Source organism: Ruegeria sp. CDSB086, from assembly GCF_059611065.1.
Genome location: NZ_JBXWOV010000005.1, coordinates 26,000 through 47,443, shown reverse-complemented (window position 1 = coordinate 47,443; position 21,444 = coordinate 26,000). Strand labels below are relative to the sequence as shown.

General features: G+C 56.3%; 18 protein-coding genes and 1 pseudogene. 10 read left to right on the top strand and 9 right to left on the bottom strand.

Features of this window, described 5'->3' with window-relative positions; all coding sequences use genetic code 11:
• Positions 1-33 precede the first annotated feature (33 nt).
• The 5 genes from oppB (at position 34) to AC2FIO_RS11445 (ending at position 6,233) form a co-directional block, all read left to right on the top strand.
• Complete coding sequence (gene oppB, locus AC2FIO_RS11465; protein WP_058274596.1) at positions 34-957, top strand: oligopeptide ABC transporter permease OppB; 924 nt, start codon at positions 34-36, stop codon at positions 955-957.
• A gap of 10 nt (positions 958-967) precedes the next feature.
• Positions 968-1,897, top strand: coding sequence for an ABC transporter permease subunit (locus AC2FIO_RS11460; protein ID WP_058274595.1), 930 nt, complete (start codon positions 968-970; stop codon positions 1,895-1,897).
• A gap of 1 nt (position 1,898) precedes the next feature.
• Positions 1,899-3,704 (top strand): ABC transporter ATP-binding protein, encoded by a 1,806-nt coding sequence (locus tag AC2FIO_RS11455; RefSeq protein ID WP_282169451.1) that lies wholly within the window; start codon positions 1,899-1,901, stop codon positions 3,702-3,704.
• Between the two features lie 311 nt (positions 3,705-4,015).
• A complete protein-coding gene (gene galU, locus AC2FIO_RS11450) occupies positions 4,016-4,909 on the top strand; it encodes a UTP--glucose-1-phosphate uridylyltransferase GalU (RefSeq protein ID WP_282169450.1) in 894 nt (297 codons plus the stop codon).
• 247 nt (positions 4,910-5,156) lie between these two features.
• A complete protein-coding gene (locus AC2FIO_RS11445) occupies positions 5,157-6,233 on the top strand; it encodes a DUF2793 domain-containing protein (protein WP_496697706.1) in 1,077 nt (358 codons plus the stop codon).
• A 33-nt stretch (positions 6,234-6,266) separates the two neighbouring features.
• Here AC2FIO_RS11445 and fcl read toward each other — a convergent pair whose 3' ends face one another.
• From fcl to AC2FIO_RS11420, 5 genes are all read right to left on the bottom strand, one after another.
• On the bottom strand, positions 6,267-7,244 hold the full coding sequence (gene fcl / locus AC2FIO_RS11440) for a GDP-L-fucose synthase (RefSeq protein ID WP_496697704.1): 978 nt from the start codon (positions 7,242-7,244) through the stop codon (positions 6,267-6,269).
• A 10-nt stretch (positions 7,245-7,254) separates the two neighbouring features.
• Complete coding sequence (gene gmd / locus AC2FIO_RS11435; protein ID WP_113790783.1) at positions 7,255-8,379, bottom strand: GDP-mannose 4,6-dehydratase; 1,125 nt, start codon at positions 8,377-8,379, stop codon at positions 7,255-7,257.
• A 128-nt stretch (positions 8,380-8,507) separates the two neighbouring features.
• Positions 8,508-9,392, bottom strand: a complete 885-nt coding sequence (locus AC2FIO_RS11430) for a phytanoyl-CoA dioxygenase family protein (protein ID WP_496697701.1) — start codon at positions 9,390-9,392, stop codon at positions 8,508-8,510.
• Between the two features lie 256 nt (positions 9,393-9,648).
• Positions 9,649-10,518, bottom strand: a complete 870-nt coding sequence (locus tag AC2FIO_RS11425; protein ID WP_496697699.1) for a DUF5666 domain-containing protein — start codon at positions 10,516-10,518, stop codon at positions 9,649-9,651.
• Between the two features lie 2 nt (positions 10,519-10,520).
• The gene (locus AC2FIO_RS11420) at positions 10,521-11,351 is read right to left on the bottom strand and encodes a DUF6502 family protein (RefSeq protein ID WP_496697698.1); all 831 of its coding nucleotides are present in this window, start codon (positions 11,349-11,351) and stop codon (positions 10,521-10,523) included.
• Between the two features lie 341 nt (positions 11,352-11,692).
• Here AC2FIO_RS11420 and AC2FIO_RS11415 point away from each other — a divergent pair, with 341 nt between their 5' ends.
• The 3 genes and pseudogenes from AC2FIO_RS11415 to AC2FIO_RS11405 all read left to right on the top strand — a co-directional run bounded on the left by AC2FIO_RS11415 (position 11,693) and on the right by AC2FIO_RS11405 (position 15,221).
• Positions 11,693-13,129, top strand: a complete 1,437-nt coding sequence (locus AC2FIO_RS11415) for an amino acid adenylation domain-containing protein (RefSeq protein ID WP_496697696.1) — start codon at positions 11,693-11,695, stop codon at positions 13,127-13,129.
• Positions 13,129-14,442 carry a ferric reductase-like transmembrane domain-containing protein gene (locus AC2FIO_RS11410; protein ID WP_496697694.1) on the top strand — a complete coding sequence of 438 codons (1,314 nt, stop codon included), beginning with the start codon at positions 13,129-13,131 and terminating at the stop codon, positions 14,440-14,442. Before AC2FIO_RS11415 ends, AC2FIO_RS11410 begins: the two co-directional genes overlap by 1 nt.
• Positions 14,443-14,444: 2 nt before the next feature.
• Positions 14,445-15,221: pseudogene (locus tag AC2FIO_RS11405) on the top strand (enoyl-CoA hydratase-related protein).
• Positions 15,222-15,284: 63 nt separating this feature from the next.
• Here the strand turns inward: AC2FIO_RS11405 and AC2FIO_RS11400 are convergent.
• From AC2FIO_RS11400 to AC2FIO_RS11385, 4 genes are all read right to left on the bottom strand, one after another.
• A complete protein-coding gene (locus AC2FIO_RS11400; RefSeq protein ID WP_282169441.1) occupies positions 15,285-16,391 on the bottom strand; it encodes a lyase family protein in 1,107 nt (368 codons plus the stop codon).
• Entirely contained in the window at positions 16,384-17,898 is a 1,515-nt protein-coding gene (locus AC2FIO_RS11395; protein ID WP_282119493.1) for a tripartite tricarboxylate transporter permease, read from the bottom strand. The genes AC2FIO_RS11400 and AC2FIO_RS11395 overlap by 8 nt, the downstream gene beginning before the upstream one ends.
• Before the next feature lie 6 nt (positions 17,899-17,904).
• Complete coding sequence (locus tag AC2FIO_RS11390; protein WP_496697692.1) at positions 17,905-18,372, bottom strand: tripartite tricarboxylate transporter TctB family protein; 468 nt, start codon at positions 18,370-18,372, stop codon at positions 17,905-17,907.
• Between the two features lie 69 nt (positions 18,373-18,441).
• Positions 18,442-19,401, bottom strand: a complete 960-nt coding sequence (locus AC2FIO_RS11385) for a tripartite tricarboxylate transporter substrate binding protein (protein ID WP_496697690.1) — start codon at positions 19,399-19,401, stop codon at positions 18,442-18,444.
• 100 nt (positions 19,402-19,501) lie between these two features.
• On the opposite strand from AC2FIO_RS11385, the gene AC2FIO_RS11380 reads away from it, so the two are divergent.
• Positions 19,502-20,416, top strand: coding sequence for a LysR family transcriptional regulator (locus tag AC2FIO_RS11380; protein WP_282169438.1), 915 nt, complete (start codon positions 19,502-19,504; stop codon positions 20,414-20,416).
• A gap of 74 nt (positions 20,417-20,490) precedes the next feature.
• On the top strand, positions 20,491-21,330 hold the full coding sequence (locus tag AC2FIO_RS11375; protein WP_496697687.1) for a hypothetical protein: 840 nt from the start codon (positions 20,491-20,493) through the stop codon (positions 21,328-21,330).
• Positions 21,331-21,444 lie beyond the last annotated feature (114 nt).

Here is a 21,444-nt window from a genome sequence, read left to right as displayed (position 1 = left end):
TTTCCGGGGCAAAGCCAATAATGGGGGCATGAAATGCTTGCCTATATTGTCCGGCGATTGCTGATCGCCGTCCCAACGATCCTTTTGCTGATCGTTGCAAGTTTCTTTCTGATGCACTTCGCGCCAGGTGGACCATTCACCTCGGAACGGCCACTGCCGCCCGCTGTGCTGGCCAATATCGAGGCGCGGTACGGTTTGGACCAACCGCTGTGGAAACAGCTGTGGGACTATCTGTACAACATCGTCGTGCATTTTGATTTCGGCCCGTCCTTTAAGTTCAAGGACCGGGATGTGAATGACATCATCGCGCAGGGTTTCCCGATCTCGCTGACCTACGGTTCGCTGTCCTTCCTGGTGGCAACAACCGTCGGAGTCGCGCTGGGGATTGCCGCGGCGATCAAGCACAACAGCTGGATCGACTATCTCGCTGTTGGCTTGGGTATCGCAGCGCAGGCGCTGCCGAACTTCATCATGGGTCCGATCCTGATCCTGACCTTCACCTTGTGGCTGGGATGGCTGCCGGGCGGTGGCTGGAATGGCGGCCAGTGGCCGTACCTGATCATGCCCGTTATCGCGCTTGCGACTTCATACATGGGATCCATTGCGCGGATCACGCGGTCATCGATGCTTGAAGTTCTGAACTCGAACTTCATCCGCACGGCTCGCGCCAAGGGTCTGCCGACAAGAACTGTGATCTGGCGCCATGCACTGAAACCGACCTTGCTGCCCGTCGTGTCTTATCTGGGTCCGGTTTTCGTCTACGTACTGACCGGTTCGGTCTTTGTGGACATCTATTTTTCGACCGGTGGACTGGGGCAGGCCTATGTGGGGTCCGCGCTGTCGCGCGACTATGCCGTGCTGTTAGGGGTCACGATCCTGTATGGCGTCCTGACCGTTCTCGTAAACCTGCTGACCGACCTGGCCTATGCCTGGTTCGATCCGAAAATCCGTTACTGAGGGGCTGGCAATGCTTGGTAAATCACAAAAAGCCGCCCACCTGGCCGAAGACATCACCGACTACACGGTCATTCAGGGGCGTTCACTCTGGCAGGACGCACGGATGCGTTTTGTTCGCAACAAAGCCGCCATGGCGAGCCTGTTCATTCTGGCGATGATCGTGTTGTTCACGATCATTGGCCCCTACTTTGCCGTTTGGAGCAACGAGGAAATCGACTGGAACGTCATGGGCGACGTACGCGGCATGGGAATGCCGTCCGCAGAGACTGGACATTTCTTCGGCGTCGACGATCTGGGGCGCGATCTATACAGCCGCATCATTCAGGCGACGACGACATCGCTGCTGGTGGGTCTGATCGGTGCCGCGACCGCCCTGATCGTCGGTACATGTTACGGTATTGCCGCAGGGTATATCGGTGGCCGCACCGATGGTGTGATGATGCGCTTCGTCGATATCCTGCTGGCCATTCCGGCAACTCTGGTCATCATCCTGTTGCTGGTTGTCGCGGGTCGATCATTCGTCATGCTGTTCATCGCACTTGGTGCGGTTGGTTGGCTGACGATGGCACGAATTGTCCGGGGGCAAACCCTGACCCTGAAGAACCGAGAGTTTATCGAGGCCGCACGTGCGGCTGGGGTCAGCGAATTCACCATCATGTATCGCCATATCCTGCCCAACCTTCTTGGCGTGGTGATTGTGTATGCTTCGCTTCTGGTGCCAGAAATGATCCTGACCGAAAGTTTCATCTCGTTCCTCGGCCTTGGGATTTCCGAACCCTATACCTCACTGGGTCGATTGATCGCCGAAGGGGCCGGGACGATGGGCTATGGCACGCTGTGGCAGTTGTTGTTCCCACTGACATTCTACGTCGCAATCATCATCACCATGTTCTTCATAGGTGATGGCTTGCGCGACGCTCTGGACCCGAAGGATCGCTGATATGAGCCTGTTTTCCGTAAAAGACCTGAGCGTCCAGTTCAACACCGCCGACGGCGTTGTTGAGGCCGTCAAAGGCATCAGTTTTGACATCAATCCCGGTGAATGCCTGGGTATCGTGGGTGAAAGCGGGTCCGGCAAAAGCCAGACATTCATGGCCGCGATGGGCCTGCTGCCCCCTGCCGGGCAGGCAACCGGTTCCGCCTTGCTGAACGGTCAGGAAATTCTGAACCTGCCGGTGAACAAGCTGAACCAGATCCGTGGCGACGATGTCGGCATGATCTTCCAGGATCCCCTGACCGCCCTGACCCCGCACCTGCGTATTGGCCAACAAATGCGCGAAGTCTTGCAGGTTCACGAAGGGCTGCAAGGTTCGGCTGCTCGGGCGCGCTGTCTTGAATGGCTCGAACGTGTCCGCATCCCTGAGGCTAAACGGCGTCTGGATCAGTATCCACATGAGCTTTCTGGCGGTATGCGCCAGCGGGTCATGATTGCAATGTCCATGTTGTGTAATCCAAAGCTGTTGATCGCGGATGAACCGACAACGGCGCTGGATGTGACGGTTCAGGCAGACATTCTGGACCTGATGGTACGCCTGCAAAAGGACGAAGGCACCGCGATTGCGCTGATTACCCATGACATGGGTGTCGTGGCCCGAATGTGCGATCGCGTTCAGGTCATGCGGCTGGGTCAATTCGTTGAGGCCGGCGAGACGCGTGAAATCTTCCGGGCGCCCAAACACGACTACACCAAGACTTTGCTGGCCGCGATGCCCCGCATCGACGCCGGTGACGCACCCAAGGCGCTGGAAAAAGTCGATGAGCCGCTGCTGAAAGTCGACGACGTCAAAGTGCACTTCCCAATCCACGTCTCGGGCGGTTTGTTCGGGCACAAAGTACCTTTGAAAGCCGTCGATGGTGTCAGTTTTGACATCCGCAAGGGCGAAACATTGGGAGTCGTGGGCGAGTCTGGTTGCGGAAAGTCCACTCTGGCACGGGCCGTCCTGCAGTTGATCGAACCCAGTGCGGGAAATGTCAGTTGGCTGGGTCATCCCATTGTTGGACTTAGGAGGTCCGAGTTGAACAAGTACCGCAAGGACTTGCAAATCGTGTTCCAGGACCCGCTGGCCAGCCTCGATCCGCGGATGACCATCTCGGCCTCAATTGCGGAACCGCTGAAGACCTATCGCCCTGACCTGACTGAGCGGGAGCGCAAGAAGCTGGTCGCTGAAATGATGGAACGGGTCGGCCTGAAGGCCAACATGATCAACCGCTATCCGCACGAGCTTTCGGGCGGTCAGAACCAGCGCGTCGGCATTGCACGGGCGATGATCAACAAACCCAAGCTGATCATCTGCGACGAAGCAGTGTCCGCGCTGGACGTGTCAATTCAGGCGCAGATCGTGGAATTGCTGCGCGAGTTGCAGCAGGAGTTCGGTCTGTCGATGATCTTCATCAGTCACGACCTGTCGGTTGTACGAGCGGTATCTAACCGGATCATGGTGCTGTATCTGGGCCGGATCGTGGAACTGGGCGACGGAGAAGTGATCTGTTCTGATCCGATCCACCCCTACACCAAATCGCTGATCTCGGCCGTGCCAATTCCGGACCCGGACGTGGAGCGCAGCCGCACGCGCCTGAAACTGCCGGGCGAACTGCCCTCACCGATGGATCCGAAAGCCGCGTTGCGTTTCCTCCCAAGTCGTTTGGCGGCTGGTGAGAATGACTATGTTCCTCTGTTGAGTGAAGTGAAGCCTAATCATTTTGTGGCCGAGCACGACCCGCTCGAGGCGATCATGGCAAAGGCATAAACCCGCCTGCTCCGAAGCAATTCACAGCCTTCGGGGCAGGTTCGTTTTTTGGGTGTTTCAGCGACTCAGTTTGTCTCCACATTGCATCCAATATGCACATTTTCATCCATTTTAACCCTAAACTGGCAACCTCTAAGGCTATGTCATAGCCAGCATGTGCAGAGCATTTTGACTTCCGATTTCAACGGTGGCACGATCTCTCCAAGTTGACCGACTTTGCCTAATTGCGTTGATTGTTCTAATCGCGCGCAATATGAGGTGGCGTCGACAAAACACTTTCATACGGACAAGACTTTTTGCTGAGAGGTAGCATGGCACGTAAGGTCACAAAGGCGGTTTTTCCGGTTGCGGGTCTTGGTACTCGCTTTCTGCCCGCGACAAAATCGGTACCTAAGGAAATTATGACCCTGGTCGATCGCCCGCTGGTTCAATACGCAATCGACGAAGCTCGGGCGGCCGGGATTACCGAATTCATTTTTGTAACGTCCCGCGGAAAGTCAGCGCTTGAGGACTATTTTGACCACAACCAAATCCTTGAACAAACGCTTAAGGAAAAAGGCAAAGACGACCTGTTGGAAACGCTAAATGCGACCAACATGGAAAGCGGGGCTATCGCCTATATCCGGCAACACAAAGCTCTGGGTTTGGGTCACGCCGTGTGGTGCGCACGCCGCCTGATTGGAGACGAACCATTTGCGGTCATGCTGCCCGACGACGTCATCGCAGGGGAAAAGCCCTGCTTGCAGCAGATGATAGAAGCCTATGAGGAAACTGGCGGCAATATGGTTGCCACCATGGAAGTTCCCCCGGAAAAGACAAGCTCTTACGGCGTTTTGGATGTGGGCGATAACATCGGAACAGCGGTGCGCGCGCGCGGCATGGTCGAGAAACCGAAACCCGAGGAAGCACCGTCCAATCTGGCAGTAATCGGTCGTTACATTCTGCGCCCATCGGTTCTGTACAACCTTAATCAGAACAAGCTGGGCAGTGGCGGCGAGATTCAACTGACGGACGCAATCGCCGAAGACATCAGAAACGGTGTCCCGGTTTTCGGATACAAATTCGACGGCCAGCGGTTTGACTGCGGGTCCAAAGCGGGTTTCCTGCAGGCAACAGTCGCGTTTGCGCTGGCGCGCGATGACCTTCGAGAGGATTTGCAAAAATACCTGCACGACGTTGTCGCCACGGGTCAGGCAGCCCAGTAACCAGGGATTGTGGCCTCGAAAACGAGGTAAACGGTATCGAATTAAGGGCAAACTGCAGGCATTGCAGTTTGCCTTTTTCTTTCGGTGTAGATCAAAAGCCCTGGGGTGATTGGACAGCCCATCGCTCAGGCAAAATATTGGCACGGCATTAACCGAGCGTTCGTATCGGTCAGGCGGGATTCATGTGAGGCGCGGCAGTCTGGCGCGCAACGCAATTGACGATCCGACAACCAACGGAGAATGCCCTTTGTCCCAAAATTCGCCCAGATTGAACCTGCCATTGCTGCAACCGTCGCAAGCGCAAAAGCACGTCACACTTAATGAAGCCCTGAGACGCCTTGATCTGGTCGTCCAGCTTTGCATTGAGTCTACTAATGCCTCGACGCCGCCCACAGTTCCGGCGCAGGGTGATCTTTATGCCCTTGGGTCGACGCCGTCCGGCGATTGGTCGGATCATGCGGGAGAACTTGCAGCTTGGTTAGACAATGGCTGGCATTTCATAACGCCCAAATCGGGCTGGCGCGCGTGGGACCGGGAGAATAATCGTCTGACAATTTGGGACGGGTCGGCATGGGTCGAACCCACGACCACGACGCAGAACCTGCCAGGCGTCGGAATTGCCACCGGGCACGACACGACCAATCGTCTGTCAGTGCGCGCGCCGGCAACCTTGCTAAGCCACGAGGGTGCCGGGCATCAACTGAAGATCAACAAGGCAAATGCGGGTGAAACCGCATCCCTTTTGTTTCAATCCAACTGGACCGGACATGCGGAAATGGGTCTGTCCGGTAGCACAGGCTTTTCCATCAAGGTCTCGCCGGATGGGAATAATTGGTCCGAAGCGCTGAGCTTTGATCCAACGTCCGGGGTGGCCTCTGGCACGGCCGTGCAAAACAGCGCGGAAGACACAACTGCGGGCCGCTTGATGCGGGCTGACTATGGCTATGGGCCCGGAAATCTTTTGGGGGCGGTCACGCAAAGCGGCGGAACCCCAACCGGCGCTGTGATTGAAAGAGGAGCCACACCGAGTGGTGATTTCGTCCGGTTTGCTGATGGTACCCAGATTTGCACCGCTTCACAGGATGCAACGACCTGCACAAACACCGAAGGTGCACTGTATGCGAGCTCGTCTGCAACATGGGTTTTCCCGGCTGCCTTTGCTACTGGCACCAACACGGCAATCAGCGGCAGTGGGGGCACGATCAACAGGTTCATGGGCTTTGATGAACCGTCCGAAACTCAGGTCGTGTACAAAGTTCTTTCGTCTGTTTCTGACGCGACGGCTTTACCTCCAACGGCCATAGCAATTGGCCGCTGGTTCTGATCCGCCAGACTGCCCGGATCTGTGTCCGGGCGGTCACTTCGCGCGAAGTTCTGCCTCGGGTTGCTCTAGAAACCAGGCATAGGTTTCGCGAATACCGTCTTCGATCCTGATAGTCGCGCGCCATCCCATGTCGGCCAGCCGGGAAACGTCCATCAGCTTTCGCATGGTACCGTCCGGCTTGCTGACGTCTTGCGTAATCCGCCCGGTGAACCCGGTGATCTTTGCAATCATCGCTGCCAGTTCCGCGATTGAGATATCTTCACCACATCCCACATTGATATGGCTCAGCATGGGTTGGGTATTTGCCTCATATGCAGCACTCGGTAGGTCCATTACGAACAAAGACGCCTCAGCCATGTCGTCAACATGCAGAAACTCGCGCCGGGGCTTACCTGTGCCCCAGATGATAACTTCTTCCAGCCCATTCCGCTGTGCCTCGTGAAATCGGCGGATCAGGGCGGGTAGGACGTGACTGTTTTCAGGGTGAAAATTATCGCCTGGTCCGTACAGGTTTGTCGGCATCACGGAACGATAGTCCAGGCCGTACTGCCGATTGTAGCTTTCACACAGCTTGATTCCGGCAATCTTTGCCACGGCATAGGGTTCGTTTGTCGGCTCTAGCACACCTGTCAGCAGGGCATCTTCGCGCATTGGCTGCGGCACAGCGCGCGGATAGATGCAGGAACTGCCCAACTGCAGCAGGTTTTTGACCCCCGCGGCAAACGCCTGATGGATCACGTTGCATTCGATCATCAGGTTTTTGTAAATGAAATCAGCCGGGTAGGTGTTGTTGGCATGGATACCGCCGACTTTAGCCGCCGCCAGAATGACAACGTCTGGGCGCTCGGCCTGCATGAAATCAGCGACAGCGGCTTGATTGGTCAGATCAAGTTCCGCATGGGTCCGTGTCACAAGTTCCAGCGCCTCACCTGATGCCTGACGGTCTTGCAAGCGACGCAGGATTGCACCGCCGACCATGCCGCGATGCCCGGCGACGTAGATCTTGCGCATGCCCCCTGCGTCAGCCATTTTCAAGCGTGACCGGTAATTCGTAACCATGCTGTTTTAGCAAGGCATGCCGTTTGGCTGTCTTCAGGTCCTCGGTGATCATTTCAACGCACATTTGCTGAACGGTCAGTTCCGGCTCCCATCCCAGTTTGTTTTTGGCGTTCGAAGGATCCCCAAGCAATGTTTCCACTTCGGCCGGTCGGAAATATTGCGGATCGATGCGCATGATGACATCGCCGGGCTTCAACGCAGGTGCACTATCGCCCTCGACGGATTTGACCGTAGCGATTTCATCGACGCCTGTACCTGAGAATTCAAGCGTCACGCCCAGTTCAGCGGCAGACCATTCGATGAATTGCCGCACTGAATACTGCACACCCGTTGCGATAACAAAATCCTCGGGGGCGTCCTGTTGCAGCATCAACCATTGCATCCGGACGTAATCCTTGGCGTGCCCCCAGTCGCGCAGGCTGTCGATATTGCCCATGTAAAGGCAGCTTTCCAGACCTTGTGCAATGTTGGAGAGACCACGGGTGATCTTGCGCGTCACAAAGGTTTCGCCCCGGCGTGGGCTTTCATGATTGAACAGGATGCCGTTGCAGGCATACATGCCATACGCTTCGCGGTAGTTCACTGTAATCCAATAGGAATACAGCTTGGCCACCGCATAAGGGGAACGCGGATAAAACGGCGTTGTTTCGCGTTGCGGTGTTTCTTGGACCAATCCGTACAGTTCGGACGTGGACGCCTGATAAAAGCGTGTCTTTTTCTCAAGACCCAGAAAGCGGATCGCCTCGAGAAGGCGCAACGTACCGATCGCGTCGACATCAGCGGTATACTCCGGCGATTCAAAACTGACCGCCACGTGGGACTGAGCGCCAAGGTTATACACCTCGTCCGGCTGAACCTCTTGAATGATGCGCGTCAGGTTCGATGTATCGCTTAGGTCACCGTAATGCAGGTGCAGGCGCGGATTGGGCACATGCGGGTCCTGATAAATGTGGTCAATGCGCTGTGTGTTGAACGAAGATGCACGGCGCTTGATCCCATGGACTTCATACCCTTTTTCCAGCAATAGCTCAGCAAGATAAGATCCGTCCTGCCCTGTAATACCAGTCACCAATGCTGTTTTTGTCATAGCCGCGATCCGAGAATATCTGATTTGCTTTTCGCCGCCTCAGAAACAGCAATATACCCCTGAATGCAACCCTGCGCCACGATCGGGCTTTGAATCAACTGCAGTTGACCATCGTTTGCGCAAGCGCTTCAGAAAGACGCATATAACGGTACTGAGCCTTTTGCACCTTCTGCCAGCGCTGCGCTTTGATCGCTGCGAACCCTGTCGTACAGCGCAAGCGCATCAGCAGAAAACAACTCGGTTGGTGGCTCGACATGAACAAAATTGCTTTGGCCGTCCTGACCGCGCGCCAGCATGGCATAGTCTCGCTCGGCAACCAGTTGCTTGGCATTCGGGTTAAGATAGCGGATCGCAAGACCAATACGCCGGTCACCCGATTGATTGGGCCCCGAACCGTGGATTGTCAGCCCATGATGCAGAGACATCTGCCCTGGTGCCAATTCGATGTGGGTCTTGTCTTTCTCGGCGACATCCACAGCAACCTCTTGTCCGCGCGACAGAAGATTGGTGTCTGAATACGTGTCCTTATGGGGAAGGATCGGGTTCTTGTGGCTGGCGCGCACAAAATCCATACACCCACTTTCAACCGTTGCAGGCGACAGCGCAATCCAGGCGGTGACCTGATCCGGGGTTTCACCCATACCCCAGTAGGTCAAATCCTGGTGCATCCCGACGGTATGGGCTGTGTGCGGCTCTTTAATGAAGAATTCAGCTGACCAGACCATGATATCCGGCCCCAATACACCCTCAACCACATCCAATACGCGGGGATCCGTCGCGACACGCGCCGCAAGCGGCATCACCAGATGTGCGTTGACCCGTTTATAGGTGTTCAACGGCAACGGCAGATCCGCGTCAAGCCACTCCCGCTCAATCCGCTCAAGCTCAGCGCGGGTTTCGGCAGCCTCCTTTTCGGAAAAGATGGTCAGCGGAAAAAGAAACCCATCCTCCCAATATTTGTCGGATTGCGCCTGGCTAAGTACGACATCACGCGTTGGGGTGCTTTCAGACATCTGGCATACCTTCTCGAAAACTTGCTTTCCCAGAATTTTACCCTGCGCTGCCCGCAGGGCGCTTATCCTACCTGCGACGATAAGTTCAGCTTTGCCTTTGGGGCAAGTCACCTCGCGTTTCATTTCTGAAACGCTTTCGTGCTTTCAAAACTCCGGCCGGATCCACACGGATCAGACCTTATGATTAGATTTAGGGCACGACTAAACCCTCCCGGATCAAACGTGTCGCCGGAAAGCCAAAACCAGAGTTCACGTTTCAGCATCCCAGCTGAGCGAAAGCACCTATGCTGCCTGCATTCACCAACCCGCTGCCGTCGCCGCAGCGGATAACAAGGGTGTTCGGGTCTATCATCTCGGGCTGATCGCTATAGGCGATCAAGCCACTTCCCAGCACCGTATACAACCCACTGGGCTGGGGTTCCGAGTAATAGCCCTGAACCTGAACAACGCCGACCGCACCGGCGAACAGCCCGGCTTCTAGACGCTCGGCCATAATCCCGTCGCGTGTTGGCTGCCCGACAACTCGAACAAGATCACCCGGCGACAGATGTTGCGGCTCAAGCCCACTGACGACGCTTGCCCCGATCACTGTTTGGGCCTGAGGGTCAGACCCAAGATATGTGCCGGACAACCGCGCCCGATGCCCAACGCTTGTCAGTTTTTCGATGTGTGAAGCGCGCACTGACTGACCTTGCCACAATCCGCTTATAGCGACCCAATCGCCGACTTGAATGTCTGCCTGCCGTTCAATCGCAACTTCGGTTCCAAGAACCGATATCTGGCCGTCCTGCACGCTGGACACTGGTCCGACCAGAGGCAGGACCTGACGGATATGTTTTGCGTGCCACCCGCCATTTTCCTGCGCTACAATAACCGCAACAGTATGACCCGGTTTCAAATCACCCGCAGAGATCAGTGGAACCGAGTCGGCCACCGGCTTCTGGTCATCGAACAGAATATGCTGCCCATTTACATGGATGCTGCCCAGATCGGTGATTGTGCCCACGATACCGGTGCCGATAATGCCACCTTCACGATCAGTTTCACCTTTGTCTTCGGCCTGAATCGGAGCAGGCAGCCAAGACACCATGAAAAACGCCGCGAGCACACGAAGAAACACACCCATACTTACTCATCCTCTATCGGGTTTTTACTTTGCGCATTTTGCGGCGAGGGCAGGACAAAAGCGCCCGCTGCAAATCGACCACTGTGATCGCCATTACTGTCTTTATCCTGCAGCTCGCGGGCCAAGGAATTGATCTCTTGCAGCAGCCTTTGCGCTCTGTCTGACGAGAATAGACGCAACTCTTCAATCGATTCTGACGACAGATGAGAATACCGCACCGCACGGTCAAAATTGCGTAGGGCATCCGGTTCTGCCAGCAGGTTCTGTGTTGCCACTGCCAAATGCGCAGACAGCGTCGCCTCGTAGGCCGCCACTTGTTCAGTGCTTCCAGCAGAAGGAAGAAAGGCTTGGGACAACAGGCGAAGCTCGCCTTTTCCGACCTGTTCCACATTCTTTTGAACGACCAAGGTTTCCAGAACGGTACCTGGGGCCATGTCCACACGCGCGCGCCGCACCAGATCATCAAATCCCGGCCCAGTTTCGTCGCCTTTACGGCTTAGAATCCGAGGCGCGCGCAAGTCGTCCAGAAATTCGGGCGTCGTCGACCAATAGCTGATGACCAGTGCCGCCGCATTACAACTGCGCTTCAACGGGGCATCATCGTCGATGTGGCGTAGCCTTTTAACATCCTTGCGATGCAGACCCGTCAACAGACTGGCGCGACTGTCGCTTAGCTTTCCGTCTGTGCTTTGCTCAGCTGCAGTCAGCAAGGCCAGTTTTAGAGCTTCGGTCGCGGAGCCAAGCGTGACCCCATGCGCAACCATTGCCCGCGCCAGTGGGACCAGCAACGCAGACAGCGCGGTTTCAAGAGGAGGTTTGGGATCATTCGACATTTGGGAACTCGTCACGGATTGGTAGTTGATAACATTTTCCTAGAATTAACGAATTCAACGCTTTCGTGTTCAAAATGTGATCGAATGTGACCTTTAATGGGAATTTTTCCCATTATCACTAAGGTGTGACCCCTTCTTGAACTGGAGAATGCCATGCACCTTATCGCAACCGATCCCCAGACAAACTACCCCCCCTATCTCAGACAGATCTAACTCGCACAAAAAAACCAGGTGCGCTGGACGCGCTCAGCCCCGAAGATCAAGAACTGTTTCTATCCTTTGGCTGGGGGCCGCAGGTTCCGCCACGCCATGCCACTATCGCCGACGCGCTGCGCCAGTCGTTGCGAGACCAACCCGATGCCAACGCGGTGGAATGCGCGGACCATAGCCTTAGCTACCGGGCGCTGGACGTAGCCTCGAACCGATTGGCAAATGTCATGCGCGCCCATGGCGTGAAACGCGGCGACGCGGTGTGCCTGTTCCTTCATCGTTCGGTCGAGATGGTCGTAGGTATCGTCGCCGCCATAAAGCTTGGGGCCGCCTATATTCCGCAGCATGTTGGTGTCGCGCCAACGGAAACCTTACGCCACGTTGCGAATGTAACTGGTGCAAAAATCATACTCGGCCTGAGCGAACTGGCAGACCAAATCCCCGTTGGATTGGATCAGACCCTGATCACCATTGATACGACGATGTTTGACCCGATGCTGGACGCACCGGCCCCTGGCCCTGCCTATCGGGCCAGCCCCGACGATTTGGCGATGATATTGTTCACGTCCGGCACAACCGGCGTTCCAAACGGCGTACAAGTTAGCCATCGGAACCTGGCCAATATCTTGCTGACCGCCCCCGGGGATCTGGGGATGCGACCGGGCTTGCGGGTCGGACAGATCCTGTCGATCTCATTCGACATGGCAGCGTGGGAGATCCTTGGCGCTTTGTCCAATGGCGCAACTTTGGTGATCCGTGGCAAATCGATTCAGGAAACGGCCGAGAAGGTGGATGTTCTGATCGCCACGCCGTCGATCCTGAACGCACTGGACGACACCCGTTGCGCGCAGGTCAAAACAGCTGCCGTGGCAGGTGAGCCCTGTCCGCGCCCGCTGGCCGATCGCTGGTCTTCCTTTTGCACCTTCTACAATTCCTGTGGTCCGACCGAGACCACCATCATCAATACAGCGGAACCGCATCACCCCGACAAACCGGTTCTGTCGATCGGGCGCCCGACACCGAACAACACGGTCTATGTTCTGGACGACAACCTGCGCCCTTTGCCCATCGGCGAAAAGGGCGAGATGTGGGCCGGCGGCGATTGCGTCACAGCCGGTTACCTCGTCAACCCCAAACTGACGGCCGAGCGTTACCGACCCGACCCATTTCGACCGGGAAATATGATGTTCCGCACCCGTGATCTGGGACGCTGGACGAAGACCGGTGAGTTAGAACATTTCGGGCGCATTGACGACCTAGTCAAAGTACGGGGCTTTCGGGTTGAGCTGGACGGCGTTACATCTGCGCTTGAGGCCTCGCCCTGCTGTCAGCAGGCGGTGACCTTGCAATATGACAGCCGCAATCTGGTCAGCTTCATCTCACCGTCGTCGGCCTGCCCCAAGCAGGCGGCGCAATCCGTCTCGGATCGCCTGCCATACTACTGCAGCCCCGCCGTTGTGGTCCCGATGGACGCGCTGCCCCGCACTCCGCGCGGCAAGTTGGACAAGCGTCTTTTGCTGGATTTGGCGCGCAACCATATCGCGAAAACTGGTGCGGAGTTGAACTGATGACGACGCAGACGACAAATCTAGACACAGGCGGCCTGAATTGGCGACGGGTGACCCGCCACCCGGCCCTGATGGAATACCGCCGCCTGGTGATGCTGGTTGCATTGGTGAATCTGGCCGTCTTTGTGGTTGGATTGCGCGATGGGACTTGGTTCGCTGAGAATGCATTCACGCTCGGCCCGATTGCGGATATGGCGCTGATCAACCTCAGCCTCGGCATCCTGATCCGGCAACAGCGGGTGGTCAACGCCCTGTTCTGGCTGGCCACACGCATTCCCACATCATGGCCACTATGGATCCGTTGGGGGGCTGGCAAGGTGTTCCACTTTGGCGGGTTGCATTCCGGCGGCGCCGTCACTGGAACCATCTGGTTCGGCTTTCTTTTTTTTGCGATAATTTGGAACCGCGCCAACGGAGCCGCCTTGCCCTCAGACCTGACACTGGGCCTAAGCGCGACAATGGTCGTCTTGATGACATTGATGGTGATATCGGCCCTCGGCCCGGTCCGCGCGCGGTTTCACAATGCGTTCGAGAAAACGCACCGCTTTGTCGGCTGGACGGTTTTAGGATTGTTTTGGGCGCAGACGATCTCGATCACAAATGACCTGGGGGGCATGTTGTTGCACAGCCCGGCCTTCTGGATGCTCTGCCTGATCACCTTGTCGATCCTGTCGCCGTGGCTGACCCTGAAACGCGTGAATGTCCGGATCGAAAAGCCGTCAAACCATGCGGTGATTGCGCAGTTTGACTATGGAGATACTCCGTTCCCCGGCAGTTCGAACGCGATCAGCCACACCCCGTTTGGCGAGTATCACTCATTCGCCAATATCCCATCCCCGGACCAGCCGGGTTACCGATTGGCCATCAGCCGTGCGGGCGACTGGACCGGGCGTTTTATCGACAATCCGCCCAAGAAGGTTTGGGTCAAGGGCATCACCACATCCGGTGTCGCGCGGATCGAAGTGCTGTTCAAAAAGGTGGTGTATGTGGGCACCGGTTCGGGCATTGGGCCGATCCTGCCACATCTGCTGGCCAAAGAAGTGCCGAACCGCCTGATCTGGTCCACCCGAAGCCCGCGCAAAACCTATGGTGACGCGCTGGTTGACGAGATCGAAGCAAATACCGAGCAGCCTTTGATCTGGGACACCGACGAAGACGGCAAACCGAACCTTTCGGCCTTGGCATTGCAAGCCGTTCGCGACAGCGGGGCCGAAGCAGTTATCGTGATCTCAAACCAAAAGCTGACCCGCAAGGTTGTGCATGACTTGGAAAGCCTTGGCATTCCCGCCTATGGCGCAATTTGGGATAGCTGATCATGTTTGAGACAATCGAAACCCATACACAGGGGCGGGTCGCGACGATCCGCCTCAATCGGCCCGATCATCTGAACGCATTGAACACACAACTCATGCACGAAGTGCTGACCGCCGCCACCGAATTCGATAAATACTCCGGCATCGGCTGCTTGATCCTTATGGGCAATGATCGTGCTTTTGCCGCCGGGGCAGATATCGGCGAGCTTGCGGTGCAAACCTACGCGACCATGCAGGCAAGTGACTACTTTGCCGAATGGGACAGGTTTGCGGCGCTTCGCCTGCCCAAGGTGGCAGCGGTCAGTGGCTATGCCCTGGGTGGCGGGTGTGAAGTTGCGCTGATGTGTGACGTCATTCTGGCCTCGGACACTGCGAAATTCGGTCAGCCCGAAATCAAAATCGGCTGCATTCCCGGCATTGGCGGCACGCAGCGACTTACGCGGCTGATCGGCCGTGCCAGAGCTATGGACATGATCCTGACCGGGCGCATGATCGACGCGTAAGAGGCCCTGCAGATGGGCTTGGTCAGTCGGGTTGTCCCGCAGGACACTCTTTTGGACACCGCGCAAGAGGTGGCCGAAACCATTGCAGATTACGCTGATGATATCGTCAGTATGGCGCGTACTTGCGTAAACATGGCCGACCAGAGCACACTTGAATCGGGTGTGCGGTTCGAGCGGCAGATGTATCACGCGCTTTATGGATTGCCGGCCCAACAAGAAGGCATGAATGCCTTTCTGGAAAAGCGAAAGCCCCAATTCAGGCGCAGGACCCAGTGATCACATCCCGCATCGTCAATCACCGCTCGAGAAATGAGCGGTGATATGACCAGTCTTTTCGCTTCAGTGCGTTTTCCCAGCCGTGCTATACTCAAAGTCGTTAACCTTGCGGGCCATGGATTCAGAATCCACAACCAAGTTCGCAAAGATCGTTTCGACCCATGACAATGCGCCCGAAGTCAGCAAGAACGTCTCGGGAATAACGATCCATTCGCCAATCCACATACCACCCGAACGTTCGTGTTGGTGGGTGGTGAATTCGCCGATCTGTTCAGCCCGCTGTCGTCCAAGCCGGGCGACGGCCTCTCCGAATTCTGACGCGCGCTGGTTCTGTTTGTGCGCCATAGCCGAAGACGCGCCTTTACCGGCTTCATGCACCTCGGAACATTCGGAAATATCCGATGAAGACAACAGATTGACGTTATGCGAGATCTTGCACAGCGTCGCACACAGCCCTCCCAGCGCAGTTACAACATCGGCAAGCCCGTCACGGGCGTTTTGCCAATGGGGTTCAACTACATTCAGACCCAAAGTGGCCGCAACGCCTTCCTTGATGCGATGTCCGGTCCCGTTTTCGTAACCGCGCAGATCGCCAACGGGGCCACCAATCTGGACATTCAGGCCGCGAACGCCTGCTTCTTCCAACGCTTGTGCCCGCCGCTGTAGTTCAACTTTCCAGACGGTCAGTTTAGTTTCGGCCCGAATGGGCAAGGCATGCTGGCCATTCGTGCGACCGATCATGACAGTATCACCAAGCTGATCGATATGTTGCTCAATAGCGGTGGTCAGTCTTTGCAGTCCGGTCTGGATGTGCTCCAGACCGATCTTCATTTGCAGGGCCAGTGCAGTGTCCATAATGTCCTGCGTTGTCGCCCTGTAGTGGACTTTTGTCGCGTGCTCACCGACCTGCCTTCGCAATTGTTCGACCAGACCAACGATCGGGCGCCCGACAAGCATCATGTCTTCGTGCAACCGCTCGGTATCCAGATTGCAGACCGACACCGCATCCAACGCATCTGCAGCCTCTTGCGGGATCAGGTTTTCCAGCGCCTGGTGACGGGCCAGCGTCTGTTCAACCTTCAACCAGGCCGAGATCGTGGCGTGTTCCGACCAGACGGACCGCATATCGGCGCTGGAAAAGCAGTCGCGATAGAGGGAGTGCTCAAGCATCTTCCAACGCTCCCTTCGCGATCTTGCGCTCTTTCATGATCCCACGGACGCGGAAGGCAATTGCCCCTGCGCCGATGACCAGGAAGGCCAGAGCGATCGGGCGTTCAACGAAGATCAGGGCGCCACCATCCGACATCAGCAACGACTGACGGAATGTCTCTTCAGCACCTTTGGCCAGCACGAACGAAATGACAAATGCCGCTACGTTGAAGTCGTATTTCCGCATCAGCCAGCCAGCAAAGCCCGCACAGGTCATGACCGTGACGTCAAACATTGATCCACGTGCAGAATAAGCTGCTACAAACGCGGTCAGGAAGATCAGCGGGTACAGGACATTGGTCGGGATCTTCAGGATAATTCGTGCAACCTGAGTGGCACCGAAGTAACCGATCAGACCATAGGCCACGATACCCAGCATCCCGCAGGCGAACAGTTTGTAGACCAGCTCTTTGTCAGTCAGGAACAGGGTTGGTCCTACCTGGATGCCGTGGATCAGGAAAACACCCAAAAGGATTGCACCAATCGTCGAACCCGGAATGCCCAGCGTCAGCAGCGGGGCCATCGACGGACCCGACACCGCGTTGTTTGCGGCTTCGGGTGCTGCGACACCTTCCAGCGCGCCCTTGCCCCACTTCTCGGGGTTTTTGGCGCGGCGTTTGCCTTCACCGTACGAAATGAAGGCCGCAATAGCCGAACCCAAACCTGGGAGCACACCGATACCTGCACCGATGAAGCCTCCACGGAACGCATGAGGCAAGCAAGGTTTATACTCTTCCCATGTCAGGCTGTTGCCGTCTTCCGTGCTTTCATTTTCTTTGGTTTCACCGGTTGCCTTGCGGCGCGTTTCCAACTGGGCAAAGACCTCGCCCAAAACGAATACACCGATCATCAGGGGCACAAGACCAATCCCGTTGGACAAGTCAAACGAGCCAAAGGTATAGCGTTCTTCGCTTGAGATAGGGTCCAATCCGACCATAGCGATTAAAATGCCCATCAACGCCGAGGCTAACCCTTTGACGATTGAGTTGCCGATGACCGAGCCGATGACCACGAAGGCCGCGAAATAGATCGCAAAGGTTTCTGGCGGGCCAAGCTTTAGGGCAATAGCCGCAATGAAACCAACGCCGACGACCAGCAGGATATCCCCCATGAGGTCACCGATGACTGATGATATGGTCGCGACCTTCATGGCCTTTCCGGCCTGCCCGGCGCGTGCAAGGGGATAACCGTCAATCTGTGTCGCGGCACTGGCTGCAGTGCCCGGCGTGTTGAACAGAATTGCCGCGATCGATCCGCCATAGCGACCGGACTTACCGATCACATACAGGAAGGCGAGCGCGAATAGTGGCGACATGTAAAAGGTGATGGGCAGCAGCATGGCAATCGCTGCCGATGCGGTCAGACCGGGCGTGGCCCCAACGACCATGCCCACAGCTGCGGCCAGCACGATGGCAAACAGCAAACTGGGGTCGGTTATGACCGAAAGAAGTGCGGGAAAAATTTCCATAACGATTTACCCCTGCATCCAGCTGAGCAGGTCAAAGACCTCGCCATAAGGCGGGTACACACCAAGCAGCACAAAAAAGATGAGGTGGAAGATCAACGGGCACAGAACGACGGAAACCGCCAGACCGATCCAGCTGCGAACTACGAAAAAGTACAAAACGACCGGCGCAGAAATCGCTGTTGGCAAAAGATAGCCAAACCAGCGGAATGACTGCTGATAGATCAGGGCGATGATGAACAGACCGATGATCTGCAGGGTTGCGCCGTCATCCTGTTCCTGACCGGTATCGCCAGCCGGTTGACGGACCGCACCTAACAGTAACAGGCCGGAAAGAAACAGCAGTGCGATGGATGCTGAGAATGGTACGATGCCAGCCCAGGTATCCCCCGGTGAAGCTGCTGGCACTTGCCAGGCGCCCCAAATGGCAACGATGGAAATAAGGGCAAGCACAAGGCCTTCTGCATAGGCGCGCATATCGTTCCTCCCTGATTGCGTTAGGTACAAAAAGGCCGGGGGAAGAATATCCACCCGGCCCCGAGGACTTTAGTTGGTCAGACTTTCGACCAGGGGAGCGGCGTCCTCTTTCATGGCGGACAGCGTTGCTTTAGCGTCCGTACCATTCTGATAGACCGGGCCTGTTCCGCGCGAGGCCAGCAGTTCGGCAAATTCAGGTTTCGCAGCGATTTGCTCCAGCGCAGTTTCCATCGCGGCAACGACCTCGGCCGGTGTGCCCTTCGGGGCGAACACGATCACTGGCGAAGATACAGCGGCAAACGGAATGCCCAACTCGCCAAACGCAGGCACGTCTTTCATGATGCCATCACGTTTCTGGCTGTTGACCGCTAGGGCGCGAAGCTGCTCTTCAAACCCTGCCAGCTGCTGAACACCCAGGAAACCAAAGTCAGCCTGTTCACCGATCAGTGCCGCGCGGGTCGGACCGCCACCTTTGAACGGTACATCCTGAGCTTCGATGTCATTGCTGGCCAGGAAGCCCATGCCGCCAACGTGGTGGAAGCCTCCGCGACCCGAATGGGCCCAACGCAATTGACCGGGGTTGGCTTTGGCCGCGTCGATCACGTCCTGAACGGACTCGAACGGGCTGTTCAGCGGCACCATCAGCGACGTTTGCAGCTGACCGACCTGAGCAACAAACTCAAAGCTGTCCAGCGCATCGATATCGGTGTCACGTGTCATGGTCGACAACAGGAACGAACCGCCCGAAGTCATCATCAATGTATAGCCGTCAGGGCGTGCACCCACGACCGAGTTCGCACCATTCAGACCGCCCGAGCCGGGTTTGTTCACGACGACAACTGGAACGTCCAGAATGCCTTCGGCTGCTGCCGAAATAGCGCGGGCATAAGCGTCAGTACCGCCGCCGGCTTTGTAAGGAACAACCAGGTTGATCGGACGTTTCGGCCAGTCGGCTGCGAAACTTGCTGTTGCTGTTGCAGTCACGGTTACTGCCGCCAGAACAGCAGTGAGAATTGTTCTACGCTTCATAGCATCCTCCCTAAGATGCGATCAAAATTAGCTTAAATTCAGTGTTAATAAAAATGCAAAGATGTTATCTTATCTTGCAAAATAGTAAAGAGTCTGCCTGATGAATATCAAAGCCCTTCGCGCCTTTCGTGCCACCCTTTCCGAAGGAACGCTCGTGGCCGCATCTGAAATCCTGCACCTGAGCCAGCCTGCAATCAGCCGACTGATCTCCGGGCTTGAGGCGGAATTGGGCCTGACCCTGTTTGACCGCAGTGGCCGCAACTTGACTCCGACACGCGAAGGGTTGGCATTCTACCGCGAAGCCGGGCGTATCCTGGACAACCTTGATGAAGTGCCCCGCATCGCTGCAGAGATTAAAGCCGGACGTACGGAAACACTGCGCGTAGTCACGATGCCGCGTATCGCACGGGCAATTTCGGCGCCTGCACTTGCGATGTTTTTGCAAGCCCACCCTGATACAAACGTAACCCTGGACATCCGGGCGCGGCGAGAGGCCAGCAAATGGCTTGCCGGACGTGAATATGACATCGGCATCGGGGCATTGCCGGTCGAGCATCCGGGCGTCAGGACAAAACCCCTGCTGCGGGTGCGGGCGCAGGCCGTTTTGCCGGTTGCGCATGCATTGTCTGATCGCAAGTCGGTAACCGCCACTGATCTTGCCCGCGAGCCGGTCATTCGGCTGATGAACGGGCTTCTATTGCGCGAACAGCTCGATGACATCTTCCGGTCTGCGGGCGTCAATCCCAGACATACCTGCGAAGTCGCGGCGTCCCAGCTTGCCTGTTCGCTTGTCGCGGAAGGCGCCGGTATAACCATTGCTGACGAGTTGGTCGCAGCACAGGAAACAAAAGAACGTTTGGCCCTGGTTCCGATCGCACCAGAGCGTTGGATGACCTTTGGTTTGTTGTACCCCGCAACGCAGGAGAAATCTCAGGCGCTTCAGGATTTTGAGGACGTTCTGTTTTGGCAGGCGTCCAAGCTATGTAAGAACAGCCCAACTTTGTCTCTTGCCTGACAATTGTTGTCGGGCGGATTCAGGTCCATGTCCCATGCCCCGCGTAGGCCAAAGCAACGATTGCAACAGAGCCGATGCTCAAGCATCTTGAAACCCCCGATCCACGATCATTCATCGGCTGCGCGAATTGCGTGGCGCAGCTGACGGACACCAAAATGAAAAAGTTGAGCGCAATTGTCGCAGACTGCCGGGTCATCAATTTACCCGATAACAATAGCAGACGGCTTCATATGACCAACTTGATGAACAAGCACGGCATCAGTATTTCATTTTCAGAAGGCAGCGCCGGACAAAGCCGTGCCTTAAACTGCGCCCGCGCCCACCTTGCAGCGCTTGAGTCACTCAAAACGCTCCCGGCATTGGTTCTGGAGGATGATGTCTCCGCGTTGACCGAAGACCTGACCATTCCTGAAATTCCAAAAGATGCGGACGTCGTTTATTTGGGCGTTTCGCCCTTCGGCTGCTTTCCCTGGATACGTCGCTATGTTCAACGTTTCGGCCACCGCGCGCATTACAACCTTGCACTCGCTTCGACTGAGAACAGCGATTGGCTGAGGCTGCATTCTATGGCCGGTGCGATAGCTATTCTCTATGTGTCACCAGCAGGTCTGGATGCGTGGCGGCATTCCACGCGGGCGGCCATAAAACGGAGTAAGCCGTTTGATGTGTTCACCGCCTACAAGATGACGTCCCTGAACGTTTATGCGCCCCACTGCCCCGTTTTTTACGAAGAACCCAGTCTGCAGCGCCCACTTAAGCATGTTACCATGGAACAAAGACTGCGATGGACGACAACACCCTTGACGCCGGTCAAAGAAGGCACAATTGTCGCTGCGCCCACCAAAGGCGGGGCAATGCGTGTTCGGGCTGAAGTGTGCGGAGATAACCGTCTTGAATGGTCATTGCTTCAATGAGGTCGGAAAAGGGGCATTCTCAAGTTGCAGGCCACATAATGTCAGGGTCGTTAGGAGCGATGTGCCTGCCTAAACCCCCTTCGATACAGCGTCTGAATCCATAGATTGCATCCA

Bases quoted from the DNA above. Each gene is read 5' to 3' on its own strand.
- AC2FIO_RS11430 (WP_496697701.1), bottom strand. From the start codon at position 9,392: ATGTCTGAAAGCACCCCAACGCGTGATGTCGTACTTAGCCAGGCGCAA.
- AC2FIO_RS11455 (WP_282169451.1), top strand. From the start codon at position 1,899: ATGAGCCTGTTTTCCGTAAAAGACCTGAGCGTCCAGTTCAACACCGCC.
- gmd (WP_113790783.1), bottom strand. From the start codon at position 8,379: ATGACAAAAACAGCATTGGTGACTGGTATTACAGGGCAGGACGGATCT.
- AC2FIO_RS11395 (WP_282119493.1), bottom strand. From the start codon at position 17,898: ATGGAAATTTTTCCCGCACTTCTTTCGGTCATAACCGACCCCAGTTTG.
- AC2FIO_RS11460 (WP_058274595.1), top strand. From the start codon at position 968: ATGCTTGGTAAATCACAAAAAGCCGCCCACCTGGCCGAAGACATCACC.
- AC2FIO_RS11390 (WP_496697692.1), bottom strand. From the start codon at position 18,372: ATGCGCGCCTATGCAGAAGGCCTTGTGCTTGCCCTTATTTCCATCGTT.
- AC2FIO_RS11400 (WP_282169441.1), bottom strand. From the start codon at position 16,391: ATGCTTGAGCACTCCCTCTATCGCGACTGCTTTTCCAGCGCCGATATG.
- oppB (WP_058274596.1), top strand. From the start codon at position 34: ATGCTTGCCTATATTGTCCGGCGATTGCTGATCGCCGTCCCAACGATC.
- galU (WP_282169450.1), top strand. From the start codon at position 4,016: ATGGCACGTAAGGTCACAAAGGCGGTTTTTCCGGTTGCGGGTCTTGGT.
- AC2FIO_RS11420 (WP_496697698.1), bottom strand. From the start codon at position 11,351: ATGTCGAATGATCCCAAACCTCCTCTTGAAACCGCGCTGTCTGCGTTG.
- AC2FIO_RS11375 (WP_496697687.1), top strand. From the start codon at position 20,491: ATGCTCAAGCATCTTGAAACCCCCGATCCACGATCATTCATCGGCTGC.
- AC2FIO_RS11380 (WP_282169438.1), top strand. From the start codon at position 19,502: ATGAATATCAAAGCCCTTCGCGCCTTTCGTGCCACCCTTTCCGAAGGA.
- AC2FIO_RS11410 (WP_496697694.1), top strand. From the start codon at position 13,129: ATGACGACGCAGACGACAAATCTAGACACAGGCGGCCTGAATTGGCGA.
- AC2FIO_RS11385 (WP_496697690.1), bottom strand. From the start codon at position 19,401: ATGAAGCGTAGAACAATTCTCACTGCTGTTCTGGCGGCAGTAACCGTG.
- fcl (WP_496697704.1), bottom strand. From the start codon at position 7,244: ATGCGCAAGATCTACGTCGCCGGGCATCGCGGCATGGTCGGCGGTGCA.
- AC2FIO_RS11425 (WP_496697699.1), bottom strand. From the start codon at position 10,518: ATGGGTGTGTTTCTTCGTGTGCTCGCGGCGTTTTTCATGGTGTCTTGG.